This window comes from Pseudoxanthobacter soli DSM 19599, from assembly GCF_900148505.1.
Lineage (GTDB): Bacteria > Pseudomonadota > Alphaproteobacteria > Rhizobiales > Segnochrobactraceae > Pseudoxanthobacter > Pseudoxanthobacter soli.
Genome location: NZ_FRXO01000003.1, coordinates 221,096 through 234,909, shown reverse-complemented (window position 1 = coordinate 234,909; position 13,814 = coordinate 221,096). Strand labels below are relative to the sequence as shown.

Below are 13,814 nucleotides of genomic sequence, written 5' to 3'. Positions count from 1 at the left end.
CTCAGGCCATCAGCCCTTCCACGAACTGGGCGTCCTGCTGGTCGAGCCGGCGGCGGATGCGGGTCACGGCGAGGTCCTCGTCCACGGCGCAGTTGTCGTAGGTGAGCCGTTCGCCGGCCTTGACCGGCTTCAGCACCTTCGCCCGCTCGGCGAGGCCGATCGGCACCGCGTTGGCCTCGCGCGCGTCGGACCACGTCATGGAGAAGCCGCGATAGTCGATCTCGCCGATCTTGCCGAGCGTTTCGCCGGGCGCGAGGTCGCGCTTCGCCAGCGCGGCGCATTCGGCCACCGGGCGGTCGAGCGGCTCCATGTCCGGCCGGCGGTGGATCACGGCGCGGACGGCCGAGAGCGGCGTCTCCAGGCTCGTCAGGTGATAGGGCCGGAAGATCGAGAAGCACGGGCCGGGGCCGACCTTGAGGTCGATCATCCGCTCCAGCACGCGGGGATGGCGCGGCTTGACGATGCAGAACACGCCCGGCGCCACGCCCTTGCCGATGGTGTAGTCGACCACGCCCGAGCGCGACAGCACGCCGCCGTCCTCGCGGGTGCATAGCACCTGGGCGAGTTCTTCCCGCGTGGCCGCCGGGCCGTGCATGCCCGGAACGTCCGGCACGAGGCCCGTGGCGTTGGCGATCGCCACCATCTCCACCATGGTCTTGGTGCCGTCGACGAACTCCACCAGCATCCGCGCGTTCATGTTGCGGCGGGCGGCCTCCTCGGCGTAGTCGGCCGGAACGGCGGCGAAGTTCAGCGGGTTGTTCTTGCCCTTGCCGGCGGCGACGATCTCGAAGCCGAGGGACTGGGCGAACGCGATCACCTCGAGCGCGGCGGCCGGTTCGTCGCCGGCGGCGCCGGTATAGACCACGCCCGCCTTGCGGGCTTCCGCCTTCAGGAAGCGGCCGATGGTGATGTCGGCCTCGACGTTCAGCATCACGACGTGCTTGCCGTGGGCCATGGCGGCGAGCGCCACCTCTGTGCCGGCATTGGGGTTGCCGGTCGCGTCGATCACGACATCGATGCGGCCCGATTCGCACATCGCCCGATAGTCGCCGGTGATGGCGATGGCGCCCGCCTCGATCGCCCGGTCGACGGCGGCGGCGGTGTCGGCGGAAACGGCCGCCGCGCGGTCGTGGCCGGCCATCAGCACGGCATCGACGGCGTTCTGCGGCATCCGCTCGCAGATCGCGCCGATGCGCACGCCGGTCATCAGCGCCACCTGAACCACGATGTCGGTGCCCATCTGGCCCGCGCCCGCAAGGCCGATGGTGATGGGGCCGCGGGCCTCGGCATAGGCGGCGAGTTCGGCGGCCTGGCCGAGCCGGGCGAGTTCGTGGGTCATCGTCGTTCTCCTGGAACCGGGTCCGTCGCGGGCCGCGCGCCCTTCCGGCCGTTCTGGCGTGAAAGCTCTGCATGGGCCGGGCGCATGCTGTATAGCGGGCGACATATCACGTTGTCGCGGTCCGGTCTGCCGGGCCCGGCCGAGAGCCCGCCCATGAGGCCGACCATGCGCCGCTTTCTGATCGACACCGACACCGCCTCCGACGACGCCATCGCCCTCCTGATGGCCTTCGCCGCGCCCGACGTCAGCGTGGAGGCGCTGACCATCGTCGCCGGCAACTGCACCGCCGAACAGGCCGCGCAGAACGCGCTCTACACCGCCGAACTCTGCGGCGTGACCGTCCCCGTCCATCTCGGCCGCACCGGGCCGCTGATCCGGCCGCTCACCATGGCGGCCGAGGTGCATGGCCACGACGGCCTCGGCGATATCGGCCTGCCGCTGTCCGGCCGGGCGGTGGCGGAAGGCCGCGCGGTGGATGTCATCGTCGAGACGGTGCTGCGCCACCCGGGCGAGGTCACGCTGGTGGCGCTCGGCCCGCTCACCAACATCGCCGTCGCGCTGCTGCGCGCGCCGGAAATCGCCCGCAAGGTCGCGCGCTGCGTGGTCATGGGCGGCGTCGCCGACGGCGTCGGCAACGTCACCCCGGCGGCCGAGTTCAACATCTTCGTCGATCCGGAAGCGGCCGCCGTGGTGTTCTCCTCGGGCATGAACCTGACGATGGTCGGCTGGGACGTCTCGCGGCGCCGGGCCGCGTTCGATGCCGACGAGCTTGCGGCGCTGCGGGCCATCGACACCCCCCGCGCCCGGTTCGCCGTCGACATTCTCGGCGCGCTCCGCCGCTTCATGGTCGGCATCAGCAGCCGCGACCATGTCGACCTGCCCGATCCCATCGCCATGGCGGTGGCGCTCGATCCCTCCGTCGCGACCGACGTGCGGCGCCACGCGGTGATCGTCGACACCTCCGCCGGCCCGTCCGCCGGGGCGACGCTGATCGACCATTTCGGCTCGACCGGCCGCCCGGCGACCGTCGACGTGGTGTTCGACGCCTCCCGCGACCGGTTCTTGGAAATGCTGCGGGCGTCGCTGGCGGCCGGGTGAGGGAAGCCCGCCGTCTACGGCCCGGTTGCGGGCGGGACGGCGTCGGACAGGAGCAGGTGCTCGCGGCCGACCTTGACGAGGTCGAAGCGCTGGTAGAGCCCGTTTCCGAGCGGGAACTCGTAGCGCACGATGTCGGCGGTCGCTTGCGCGCGGCCGATCTTGCCCGGCAGGAAGCTGCCGGTGCCGACCACGTCGATCGGAATGCCCAAATTGCCGAAGATGCGGCATTTCAGGACGTCGAAGCCCGACGAAGCCACCACCTTCGGCGCCTTGTAGCCGTGATCGTCCAGCATCTTGCGGAACCGCACGATGCTCGCGGCCGTGACGCCGGTGCCGAACAGGCACTTGTCGCGGATTTCATCCGCGCTCAGTCCGTCGAGGTCGTCGATGGCAAAGCCCTGCAGCGCCAGCTTGAGGATCTCGCCGGGCGTCTCCTTGTGGGTCCAGCGCATCAGCGTGCGCACCGATTCGTTCCAGTCCAGCCCCTCGAGGTGGCGGCCGGCATGGGTGTCGATGCGGAAGGAAAGCTGCTTGCCGCGCTCGTGCAGCTTGGCCTCGCCGTAGAACCACGCGCAGACCGCCAGCGCGTCGGTCACCTCGCGGCCCTCGTAGTCGACCAGCACCGTGTAGGTCGGCTCGTCGGGGAAGGTCTCGACATAGAGCCGGGTCGCTTCCAGCGTGGCGTTCTCGCGGGCCGGGTCGCCGCCGCGCGCCAGAATGCGCGCCTTGGCGTAGCCGATCAGGGCATGCGGCATGGTGCCGAGCCCCTCGCTCGCGCCGAACATCGGCGCGGCGATCGCCGTCGAGGTGCCGATGAACCCGGTCGCGCCCATCAGCCGCGCGGTGCGCGCGCCGACGCTCGCGCCATAGGCGCAGGCGAGATGCATGTCGTCGCCGGTGCAGTGGCGCGCCTCCATGGCGATGAACGCCGTGCGCGGCATGGCGAGGTTCATGGTGAAGGCGTTGAGCGCCGATACGCAGGCGAAGCCGACCCGCTGCAACAACAGCGTCTCGATGGGCGACAGCGCCGCCATGCTGCCCGTGATCGTCATGATCGGCCGGCCGGACACCAGCAGCGTGCCTTCCGGCACCTCCCGGCGGATCTCCAGCGGAATGGCGCAATCCTGCGGATAGAGTGCGGTGACGAGGTCGATCGCCCGGTCGACCGCGGCGATGCAGTCGGCGCGCAGGAACACCGCGTAGGTCACGCGGCAGTCGCCATGGGCGGCCACGACGGCGCGGGTCTTGAGGAAATAGGCGTCGGTGCGAAGCGCCACGTCCGGATCGACGTCCGGCAGCGTGTCGGGGCCGATGACCTCTTCCTTCGCCTTCGCGCCCTTCGAAGGCACGGTCTCGATCGATCGCACGGTGTTCTCCCGTCCCCGGATCCGCAGGTCTTTCGTCGCGGCAGAATATCGGCGCCCGGCGCGCACGGAAAGCCCGCCGCACCATCCCCGCTTCGCTCCCGCCGATCTTTGCGGCGGACCGACTTCCCCACATCCGAAGCGAACCGGCCGTCCGTTGCGGGTTGGAGGATCGGCGGCAATTGCGCCATAGTGGCGCCCTGGCACGAAACCGCGGCGCCGTGGCCCTCCCTCCACCGCCGGGGAGACGCGCTCCCGCCACATGTGCCCCGCCTCCGGAAGAATCGCGCCCCTCAAGAGCCGCGCTCATGACATCCACCGACGACATCACCATCCGCCGGCTCGACAGCACGTTCATCGAGCCGATCTTCGAGATGCACAATCGCGTCTACGAGGAGATCGGCCGCGACGACCTCTACCGGGCGCGCGATCACGACCACATCGCCGACCTCTTCGGCGAGGACGGCCTGTGCTTCGGCGCGTTTCTGGGTGGCCGCCTGGTCGGCTACAGCAGCGTGCGCTTTCCCTCCGCCGAGGGTGAAGGCCTTGCGGCGCAGCTCGGGTTCGCGCCGGCGCAACGGCGCTACATCGCCGAATGCGACGCCTCGTGCGTGCTGCCGGACGCCCGCGGCAGGCGGCTTCAGGAACGCCTCATCGAAGTGCGCGCCCGGGGTGGCCTGGCGCGCGGCCGCGTTCTCGGCATGGCGATCGTCGGTCCGATGAACGTCTACAGCCTGCGCAATTTCCTGCAGTACGGCATGCGCGGCGTGGCCCTGCACCGCATCGCCAGCGGCGAGGACCGCATGGTCATGGCCCGCGATCATTCGGAGCTGCCGAACCGGATCGAGAACAATCGCGAGCGGCGGCCCGTCGGGATTTCCCGCGACGAGATCCTGGCGATCCTTCGGTCCGGCGGCCAGCTCGACCGCGTCATCCAGGATGGTGACGAGTGGCACTACGAGTTCGTCTGGTTCGCGCACATCGCCGACGAGCGTTCGTGGGTGGATGCCTTCAATGCGAAGGATTTCTTCGGACTGTAGGTTTTGAATCTGGAGCGATTTCTGGTCGATCGGATGATTCCATCCGGCCGGAAAGCGCTCCGAGCCTATCCCGTTCGGATCGAACCGATCCGAACGACAAGGACAGGCTCAAGGTTTTGCAGACGGAAAGGCAGGCGGACGATGCGTTTCGGAATGAAGGACGTGCTGATCGGGGTCGACCTGCAATATGGCTTCATGCCCGGCGGCAACCTGCCGGTGGCGGACGGCGACGCGGTGGTGCCCGTGGTCAACCGCATCGCCCGGCACTTCGACAACATCGTGCTGACCCAGGACTGGCACCCGCCGGGCCACTGGTCGTTCGCCTCGTCGCACCCCGGCCGCAAGCCGTTCGAGGTGATCCGCATGGCCTATGGCGAGCAGGTGCTCTGGCCGGACCATTGCGTCCAGGGCACGCGCGACGCGGAGCTCCACGACGATCTCGACATTCCCGGCGCCCAGCTCGTGCTGCGCAAGGGCTACCACAAGGCGGTGGATTCCTATTCCGCCTTCCACGCCGCCGACCGCGTCACCCCCACGGGGCTCGCCTCCTACCTGCGCGAGCGCGGCATCGAGCGGGTGGTGCTGGCGGGGCTCGCCACGGATTTCTGCGTGGCGTGGACCGCGCTCGACGCGCGCACGGCCGGGTTCGAGACGCTGGTGGTCGAGGATGCCTGCCGGGCGATCGACGTTCAGGGCTCGCTGTCGAACGCCTGGGCGGCGATGAAGGATGCCGGCGTCAGGCGCATCACCTCGGCCGACATCGGCTGAGCCGCCGCCGCGCTCCGCCCCGTTCGCCGTGCTCAGGCGCGGCGGCGGCGCGGGCGCATCACGTCCTCGCGCTTCAGGATGTAGAGCCCGGAGCAGACGATCACCACCGATCCGAGGATCGTGGAGGTGTGCGGCAGCTGGTTGAACACCAGATAGCCGGCCGCGATCGCGCCGATGATCTGGGAGTAGCCGAACGGCGCCAGCAGCGAGGCCGGGGCATAGGCGTGGCCGCGGATCAGGAAGAAGTGGCCGATGGCGCCGAGCGCGCCGAGCGCCACGATCAGGCCCCAGGTCGTCAGGTCGACCGGCGTGACCCACACGGCGGGCATCGCCGGGGTCAACAGCACCGTGCCGACCACGGCCGAGTAGAGCAGCAGGCCCATGGAATTCTCGGTCGGCGCCAGCCGCCGCGTCAGGATGACGTAGACCGCGTTGCAGGCCATCGCCGCGACCGAATAGACCGCCTCGAAGGCGAGCGCGCCGGAACCCGGCTGCACCACGATCATGACGCCGACGAAGCCCGCGGCCACCGCCATCCAGCGGCGCCGGTCGGCCCATTCGCCCAGCATCGGCCCGGCCAGCGCGGTGATGACGAGCGGCCCGGCGAAGTTGATCGAGGTCGTCTCGGCGAGCTGCAGGTGATGCAGCGCGATGAAGTTGAACACCGTCGAGCCGAGCAGGAACGTCCCGCGCAGCACCTGCAGTCCGAGGCGCCGGGTGCGCAGCGCCGGCAGCAGCCGCGCCGGGCGCGGCGCCAGCAGGCCGACCAGCAGCAGCATGTGGACGAGGTAGCGGAACCAGGCGACTTCGAGCGGCGGCAGCGTGTGGGACAGCGTCTTCGCAACGGCGTCGAGAACCGTGAAGAACGTACAGGCGACGAGCATCATCAGGATGCCGTGCAGGCGGGTATCTCCCGCCCGGTCGCCCATCGCGGCGATGGACATCGTTCTCTCCGCGGCGAATGCCGTTTTCGGTCGAAGGGGCGTCCGGGCCGGTCGCCGCGAAGGCGAGGAACGAGGCGCTTGGTTCGGGATTGTGAAGCGAGCTGGTCGGAACTTGGAACGTCGGAAAACTGGAAAAAGCCGGCCCGACCGCGACGCCCTCCGGGGCACACGGATCCGGCGCCCCGGCATGACTGGGGCAGTGGCGCGCAAACGGGCACGCGCACGAACCGGGCAGACAGGCAGGAACGCTGTCAGCTTATCGATTTAGGACAGGGTGTCGACGACAATTGCTCCGGCATCGCTGCATAGCGGCCCGCCTGCAATGCATGGATGACGCCGAATCGGCGTGAAAAATACCGCCGCGCCTTCATGGGCAGCAGGCAGTGAGAAGCGGAGGGCCAGATACGCGGGAGGCGCAGGCAAGCGGGAGGCGCAGGTACGCGGGAGGCGCAGTCGGAGCCGCCAGCGCCCGGACGAGGCGCTCCGGCCCTGACGGCGCGCGCGGCGCCGCGGACCACGCGCCGCGATGGCTCAGGCCACGACAACCGGCGAGGGCGGCGGCACCTCTTCCTCGAGATCCGGCTCCGGGTCGTCGGCGGGGTCGAGGCCCTGGCCTCCGGCGGCGGCGAGATTCTGCTCGACGATGCGCAAGAGGCGGCGCAGGCGCTTGCGGTCCTTGTCGTCGAGGCCGACGAGGGCTTCCTTCTCCAGCCGCTTCCAGGCGCGGTCGAGATCGCCGATCCGCTCGCGGCCGAACTCGGTGAGGAACACCCGGGCGAGCCGGCCGTCGGTCTGGGAGGCCTGCCGCAGCACGAAGCCCTGGGCGGAAAGTCGGGAAATCATCTTGGTGACGGTCGGCGGCTGCACGCCGAGGGTCGCGGCGAGCTGGCTCATCGTCTGGCCGTCCTCGTCCGCCAGCACCTTCAGCACCGTTTCCTGGCCCGCGTGCAGGCCAAGCCGGCTCAGATGCGCATTGGCGCGGCCGCGGCTGGCCTTCGCGGTCTGCGAGAGCCGGTAGGTGACGGTTTTGCGGTAATTGAAGGTCATTTCGGCTCTGCTGCTTTGGGACGGCGCACGCCCGTCTGAGCGGGCAGAATGCCCACGGAATGCGACACTATCATTAAGCAGCCTTTGGAAAAGTCGGCCGAAAGGCCAAGCCGCGAATTTCTTCGCCGGCTTCCGAGCGGCCGGTCCGGCAGGCGCCGCGGGCCTGCGAAAACCGCGTCGCGCTTCGCCATGCGATGGGATAGCGTCTCGCCGTTTTCCACGAGGCCGAATCGGACGAAATCTCCCATGAAAAGCGACGGCGAAATCGCGCGGGCCGCCCGTTTGAAACCCATCGCCGAGGTCGCCGCACGCCTCGGGCTCGGCCCGGACGATCTCGATCCCTACGGCCGCCACATCGCCAAGATCGAGGACGAGGCGCTGGCGCGCGCCGGGGCTGCGGAGCGCGGCAAGCTGGTGCTCGTCACCGCCATCAACCCGACCCCGGCGGGCGAGGGCAAGACCACCACTACCATCGGCCTCGGCGACGCGCTGAACCGCATCGGCCGCAAGGCCGTGATCTGCCTGCGCGAGCCCTCCCTCGGCCCGTGTTTCGGCCAGAAGGGCGGCGCCGCCGGCGGCGGCTACGCCCAGGTGGTGCCGATGGAGCGCATCAACCTGCACTTCACCGGCGATTTCCACGCGATCTCGGCCGCGCACAACCTCGTCGCCGCCATGGTCGACAATCACCTCTACTGGGGCAACGCGCTCGATCTCGACCTGCGCCGCATCACCTGGCGGCGGGTGGTGGACATGAACGACCGCGCGCTGCGCGACGTCGTCCTGTCCCTCGGCGGTCCCAAGAACGGCTTTCCTCGCCAGAGCGGCTTCGACATCACGGTCGCCTCCGAGGTCATGGCCGCGTTCTGCCTCGCCCAGGATCTCGCCGACCTCGAGGCGCGGCTGTCGCGCATGGTGGTCGGCTATCGCCGCGACCGCAGCGCGGTCACGGTGGCCGATCTCGGCGCGGCCGGCGCCATGGCCGCGCTGCTGCGCGATGCGTTCCGGCCGAACCTCGTCCAGACGCTGGAGGGCAATCCGGCGCTGGTCCACGGCGGCCCGTTCGCCAACATCGCCCACGGCTGCAATTCGGTGGCGGCCACCCGCGCCGCGCTCGGCTTCGGCGACATCGTGGTGACCGAGGCCGGTTTCGGTGCCGATCTCGGCGCGGAGAAGTTCCTCGACATCAAGTGCCGCAAGGCCGGGCTCGCGCCGGATTGCGCCGTCGTCGTCGCCACCGTCCGCGCGCTCAAGATGCACGGCGGCGTCGCCCGCAGCGACCTCGACCGCGAGAACCTGACGGCGCTCGAGGCCGGTCTCGCCAATCTCGGCCGCCACGTCGCCAATCTCGCCAAGTTCGGCCTGCCGGTCATCGTGGCCGTCAACCGCTTCACCTCCGACACGGCGGCGGAGTTCGCCCTCGTGCGCGACGTCTGCCGCGAGCGGTTCGGCGTCGAGGCGGTGTCGTGCAGCCACTGGGCGGATGGTTCGGCCGGCGCGGTGGGGCTCGCCGAGGCGGTTTCTGCCGTGCTCGACGAGAACCGGCCGTCGGCGTTCCGCACGCTCTATCCCGACGAGATGCCGCTGGCCGACAAGGTGGCGACCGTCGCCCGCGAGATCTACGGCGCCGGCGAGGTGATCTGGGACGAGCGCGCGCGGGCCGATCTCGTCCAGTTCGAGGCCGCCGGGTTCGGCCGCCTGCCGGTGTGCATCGCCAAGACGCAATATTCGTTCTCGGCCAATCCCGCCCTCACCGGCGCGCCGTCCGGCCACGCCCTTCCGGTGCGTGAGGTGCGGCTGTCCGCGGGCGCCGGCTTCGTGGTGGTGCTGTGCGGCGAGATCAACACCATGCCGGGCCTGCCGCGTCATCCGGCGGCCGAGCACATCGGCGTCGATGCCGCCGGGCAGATCGTCGGCCTGTCGTAGCGACGGGTGGGCCGGCGGGCGGGGAGGGGGCCGGCGAGGAGGCTACGCCTTGTCCTCGTCGGCGAGCGCCATGTCGGCCGCCGCGCGGTGGCGCTCCTCGATGTGGCGGCCGACGAGGCCGATGGCGCCCAGGAGCACCGTCACGTCGTCGGTGAAGCCGATGCCGGCGAGAAGGTCCGGCACCGCATCGATCGGCAGCACGAAATAGGCGAGCGCGGCGAGCAGCGTCAGCCGCACCCGCCGCGGCGTCGCCGGATCGAGCGCGCAGAAATAGGCGGCCACCAGATCGCGCGCGAACGGAATGTGCCGCGCCGCCTTGCGAAAGGTCGGCCAGAAGCGCCGCCGCACCCGTTCCTCGCGGACCGGATCGTCGTCTTCGGGGCCGAGGATGTCCCCGTCCAGCGGAACTGCGGAAGACGGGTTCGCGGAGCGGAAGTGCGTCATCGGCGTCGATACCGGCCTTCTGTGGCGCGGGGGCCGCACGGCGGAAGCGTCATGCGGGAGGCGGTCTCGTCCTCTTCGAAAGATGTGGAGATCGGCCGCCCGCGGTGCAAGATGGTTCGATGCGCAGGTTCGTGAGGGACGATCGAATGAAGGCACAGCGGCCGATCGGGGTGTTGTTCGTCTGCCTCGGCAATATCTGCCGCTCGCCCATCGCCGAGGGCGCGTTCCTTCAGGCGGCCGAGGCGGCCGGCGTCGCGACCCGGTTCCGGGTGGATTCGGCCGGTGTGTCGGATTTCCACGAAGGCGATCCGCCCGACAACCGCGCCGTCGCGGCCGCCGCCGCGCGGGGGTTCGACATCTCCCGCCAGGTGTGCCGCCCGGTCCGGCCGGCCGACTTCACCGCCTTCGACTATATCCTCGCCATGGATCAGGCCAACCTCGCCGCGCTCACCCGTCTGCGCCCGGCCAACGCGACGGCGTGGACGGCGCTGGTGCTGGAAGCCGCCGAAGGCCGCCATGAGGAGGTCCACGACCCCTATACCGGCACCGCGCGGGATTTCGAGGTCGTGGTCGACAAGCTCCAGCGCGCCTCGCGCGAACTCGTCTCGCGCCTTCTCGCCGGCCACGGCTCGGCCATCCGCCGGATTTAGCGGACCGGACAGGGTGCCCGGCGGCGCCCGAATCAGTCCGCCCGGTCGTGGAAGTGGTCGAAGATCACCTTCGCGAGGCTTTCGGAAATGCCGTCGACCTGCATGAGGTCGTCGACCCCCGCGCGGCCGATGGCCTTGGCGGTGCCGAAGCGGTGCAGCAGCGCGCGCTTGCGCGTCGGGCCGATGCCGGCGATCTCGTCGAGCGGGTTCGCGGTGAACTCCCGCGCGCGCCGCGCCCGGTGGCTGCCGATGGCGAAGCGGTGGGCCTCGTCGCGCAGGCGTTGGATGAAATAGAGCACCGGGTCTCGCACCGGCAGGCGGAACGGCGTCCGGCCGGGTACGTGGAACTCCTCGCGGCCGGCATCGCGGTCGACGCCCTTGGCGACGCCCACCATCGCCACGTCGCCGGCGATGCCGAGCTCCTCCAGAATGGCGCGCGCGGCGGCGAGCTGGCCGGCGCCGCCGTCGACCAGCACCAGATCCGGCCACGGCCCGACCGCGTCGGATGCGGCCTCAACGGCGCCGTCTTCGCTCTCCTCGGGACGCGGGCCGGCCTCGCGCACGAGGCGCGAGAACCGCCGGGTCATCACCTCGCGCATCATGCCGAAATCGTCGCCGGGCGTGATCTCCTTCGAGCGGATGTTGAACTTGCGATATTCCTTCTTCACGAAGCCCTCGGGGCCGGCCACGATCATCGCGCCCACCGCGCCGGTACCCATGATGTGGGAATTGTCGTAGACCTCGATGCGCCGGGGCGGCTTCTCCAGCCCGAACACTTCGGCCAGCCCCTCGATCAGCCGGCCCTGGCTGGAGGTTTCCGCCAGCCGCCGGCCGAGCGCCTCCCGCGCGTTCGTGAGCGCGTGGTCGACGAGGTCGTGCTTGGCGCCGCGCTGGGGCACCGCCACCTCGACCCGGCGTCCCGCCTTCTCCGACAGGGCGTTCTGAAGAAGCTCCTGTTCCGGCAGCGGTGTCGAGAGCAGCAGCAGGCGCGGCACGTCCTTGTCGTCGTAGAACTGGGCGAGGAAGCTCTCCAGCACCTCGCCGGCTTCGAGGCTCGCATCGGCCTTGGGGAAATAGGCGCGGTTGCCCCAGTTCTGGCCGGTGCGGAAGAAGAACACCTGGATCGCCGTCTGGCCGCCCTCCTGGTGGACGGCGAACACGTCGGCCTCCTCCACGCCCTGGGGGTTGATGCCCTGGTGGCTGGTGACGTGGGCGAGCGCCGCGAGGCGGTCGCGATAGATCGCCGCCCGCTCGAAATCGAGATCGTCGGAGGCGGCCACCATCGCCTGCGCGAGGTCGTCGCGGATCGCGGCGGAGCGGCCGGCGAGGAAGTCGCGGGCCTCCCGCACCAGTTCGCCGTAATCGTCGAGCGAGATCTCGCCGGTGCAGGGCGCCGCGCAACGCTTGATCTGGTGGAGCAGGCACGGCCGCGTGCGGCTTTCATAGACCGCATCGGTGCAGGAGCGGATCAGGAACGCCTTCTGCAGCGCGTTGATCGTGCGCCCCACCGCGCCGGCGGAGGCGAACGGGCCGAAATAGTCGCCCGGCGTGGAGCGCGCGCCGCGATGCTTCAGGATCTGCGGCGCCGGATGGTCGCGGCGGATCAGGATATAGGGGAACGACTTGTCGTCCCGCAGCAGCACGTTGAACCGCGGCCTGAGCCGCTTGATCAGGTTCGCTTCGAGAAGCAGCGCCTCGGTCTCGGTGCGCGTCGTCACGAACTCCATCGAGGCCGTCGCCTGGATCATCCGGGCGATGCGGTTCGACTGGCCGGCGATGCGGGTATAGGAGGTGACGCGCTTCTTCAGGCTGCGCGCCTTGCCGACATAGAGCACGTCACCCTTGGCATCGATCATGCGATAGACGCCGGGCTGGTTCGGCAGCCGGCGCACCGCATCGGCGATGACCGCGACGCCGCGCAGCGTCGCCGCCGGCGCGTCGTCCTCCGCGACGGGCAGATCGGCACCGGGCATAGCGCCATCGGGCATAGCGGCACTGGGCATGTCAGCGCTCGGCACGTCAGCGTCTCGCATGTCCGCGCTTGGCATGTCCGCCGGAGGCGGAACGGGTGGATCGGGGTCGGTGTTCGTCGTCACGGTGCGATCTGTCCGCTTCAATACCGTCTGGCCACAAGCCCGTAAGGACTGCGGCCGTGTTGGGGGCGACCCGGCCGGGGCGGGGCCGGATCGCCCGGTCCCCCGCGCTCCGCCCCTCACCGCGCCGCGTCGCGCTATTCGTTGACGTCCAGCACGTCGGGCGTCTGCCAGGCGAGGTGCTGGCCGCCGTCGAGGGCGATCATCTGCCCGGTGATCGACGGTGTCTCGGCCAGAAACCGCACGGTGCGGCCGAACTCGCCGAGTTCCGGACCGGCGCCGAGCAGCAGGGCCTGCGACTGGCGGTGGAAGTCCGCCTCGCTCTGGCGCGCACTCGGCAGGGTCGGGCCGGGCCCGATGCCGACGACGCGCACCCGCGGCGCCAGCGCCTGTGCCATGGTCCGCGTCGCGGCCCACAACCCGGCCTTGGCGACCGAATAGGAAAAGTGCTGCGGCGTCGGTTTCCAGACGCGCTGGTCGATCATGTTGACGATGAGGCCGTGCTCCGTCTCGCCGAGGGCGGCGGCGAACGCCTGCGCCACCATCAGCGGCGTCGTCAGATTGATCTTCAGATGGTGATCGAGCCCCGCCGCGTCCATGGTGGCGAAGCTGTCGTCCTCGAACATCGCGGCATTGTTGACGAGGCAGCCGATCGGGCCGAGCGCGGCGCGGGCCTCGGAGAGAAGCGTGGCGGCGCAGTCGGGGCCGGCGAGGTCGGTCGCGACCACGGCGGCCCGTCCGCCCCGGGCGGTGATGACGCCGGCGAGCGAGCGGGCTTCGTCCTGCGAGCAATAGGAGTGGATCGCGACCGCCCAGCCGTGGTCGGCGAGGTCCTCGACAATGGCCCGGCCGATGCGCCGCGCGCCTCCGGTCACGAGCGCGGTTCGGGTGATCGCTGTGCTGCCTCGCGTCATCGCGTGTGTCCCTGTCCGTTCAAAGGCTCATAACCCGAATCGGCGGCGGCATCGACCGCCTCTTGCGGGAGGCGGCCGAGGATGCCATCCGGCACGGCCGCGCCGCCGGTCTGGCGTTGCAGCCTGCGAAATGCGAAAAGGCGATCGGATTTCCGGGCGTCGCAGGCGGACATGCGTCCGCTCCGAAGGC

General features: G+C 70.2%; 13 protein-coding genes. 5 read left to right on the top strand and 8 right to left on the bottom strand.

Annotated elements, in window-relative coordinates; translation table 11 throughout:
• Position 1: 1 nt before the first annotated feature.
• Positions 2–1,339: an NAD(P)H-dependent oxidoreductase gene (locus BUF17_RS08670; protein WP_073627651.1), complete on the bottom strand. Its 1,338-nt coding sequence runs from the start codon at positions 1,337–1,339 to the stop codon at positions 2–4.
• A 153-nt stretch (positions 1,340–1,492) separates the two neighbouring features.
• Between BUF17_RS08670 and BUF17_RS08665 the strand changes: the two genes are divergently transcribed.
• A complete protein-coding gene (locus BUF17_RS08665; protein ID WP_210215418.1) occupies positions 1,493–2,437 on the top strand; it encodes a nucleoside hydrolase in 945 nt (314 codons plus the stop codon).
• Positions 2,438–2,451: 14 nt separating this feature from the next.
• Here BUF17_RS08665 and BUF17_RS08660 read toward each other — a convergent pair whose 3' ends face one another.
• Positions 2,452–3,804 carry a beta/alpha barrel domain-containing protein gene (locus BUF17_RS08660; RefSeq protein WP_244530820.1) on the bottom strand — a complete coding sequence of 451 codons (1,353 nt, stop codon included), beginning with the start codon at positions 3,802–3,804 and terminating at the stop codon, positions 2,452–2,454.
• A 305-nt stretch (positions 3,805–4,109) separates the two neighbouring features.
• Between BUF17_RS08660 and BUF17_RS08655 the strand changes: the two genes are divergently transcribed.
• On the top strand, positions 4,110–4,841 hold the full coding sequence (locus tag BUF17_RS08655) for a hypothetical protein (RefSeq protein ID WP_073627649.1): 732 nt from the start codon (positions 4,110–4,112) through the stop codon (positions 4,839–4,841).
• A 141-nt stretch (positions 4,842–4,982) separates the two neighbouring features.
• A complete protein-coding gene (pncA, locus tag BUF17_RS08650) occupies positions 4,983–5,609 on the top strand; it encodes a bifunctional nicotinamidase/pyrazinamidase (RefSeq protein WP_210215417.1) in 627 nt (208 codons plus the stop codon).
• A 32-nt stretch (positions 5,610–5,641) separates the two neighbouring features.
• Here pncA and BUF17_RS08645 read toward each other — a convergent pair whose 3' ends face one another.
• Positions 5,642–6,553 (bottom strand): DMT family transporter, encoded by a 912-nt coding sequence (locus BUF17_RS08645; protein WP_244530819.1) that lies wholly within the window; start codon positions 6,551–6,553, stop codon positions 5,642–5,644.
• A 531-nt stretch (positions 6,554–7,084) separates the two neighbouring features.
• Entirely contained in the window at positions 7,085–7,600 is a 516-nt protein-coding gene (locus BUF17_RS08640; RefSeq protein WP_073627647.1) for a MarR family winged helix-turn-helix transcriptional regulator, read from the bottom strand.
• 246 nt (positions 7,601–7,846) lie between these two features.
• Between BUF17_RS08640 and BUF17_RS08635 the strand changes: the two genes are divergently transcribed.
• A complete protein-coding gene (locus tag BUF17_RS08635; protein ID WP_073627645.1) occupies positions 7,847–9,523 on the top strand; it encodes a formate--tetrahydrofolate ligase in 1,677 nt (558 codons plus the stop codon).
• A 42-nt stretch (positions 9,524–9,565) separates the two neighbouring features.
• Here the strand turns inward: BUF17_RS08635 and BUF17_RS08630 are convergent, their stop codons facing one another.
• Positions 9,566–9,967: a YkvA family protein gene (locus BUF17_RS08630; protein ID WP_073627643.1), complete on the bottom strand. Its 402-nt coding sequence runs from the start codon at positions 9,965–9,967 to the stop codon at positions 9,566–9,568.
• Positions 9,968–10,113: 146 nt separating this feature from the next.
• Between BUF17_RS08630 and BUF17_RS08625 the strand changes: the two genes are divergently transcribed.
• Entirely contained in the window at positions 10,114–10,617 is a 504-nt protein-coding gene (locus tag BUF17_RS08625) for a low molecular weight protein-tyrosine-phosphatase (protein WP_073627641.1), read from the top strand.
• A 32-nt stretch (positions 10,618–10,649) separates the two neighbouring features.
• Here the strand turns inward: BUF17_RS08625 and uvrC are convergent, their stop codons facing one another.
• From uvrC to BUF17_RS22875, 3 genes are all read right to left on the bottom strand, one after another.
• Complete coding sequence (uvrC, locus tag BUF17_RS08620; RefSeq protein ID WP_139282491.1) at positions 10,650–12,665, bottom strand: excinuclease ABC subunit UvrC; 2,016 nt, start codon at positions 12,663–12,665, stop codon at positions 10,650–10,652.
• A gap of 182 nt (positions 12,666–12,847) precedes the next feature.
• Complete coding sequence (locus tag BUF17_RS08615) at positions 12,848–13,624, bottom strand: SDR family oxidoreductase (RefSeq protein ID WP_073627637.1); 777 nt, start codon at positions 13,622–13,624, stop codon at positions 12,848–12,850.
• Positions 13,621–13,797, bottom strand: a complete 177-nt coding sequence (locus BUF17_RS22875) for a hypothetical protein (protein ID WP_175563658.1) — start codon at positions 13,795–13,797, stop codon at positions 13,621–13,623. Before BUF17_RS22875 ends, BUF17_RS08615 begins: the two co-directional genes overlap by 4 nt.
• Between the last annotated feature and the right edge of the window lie 17 nt (positions 13,798–13,814).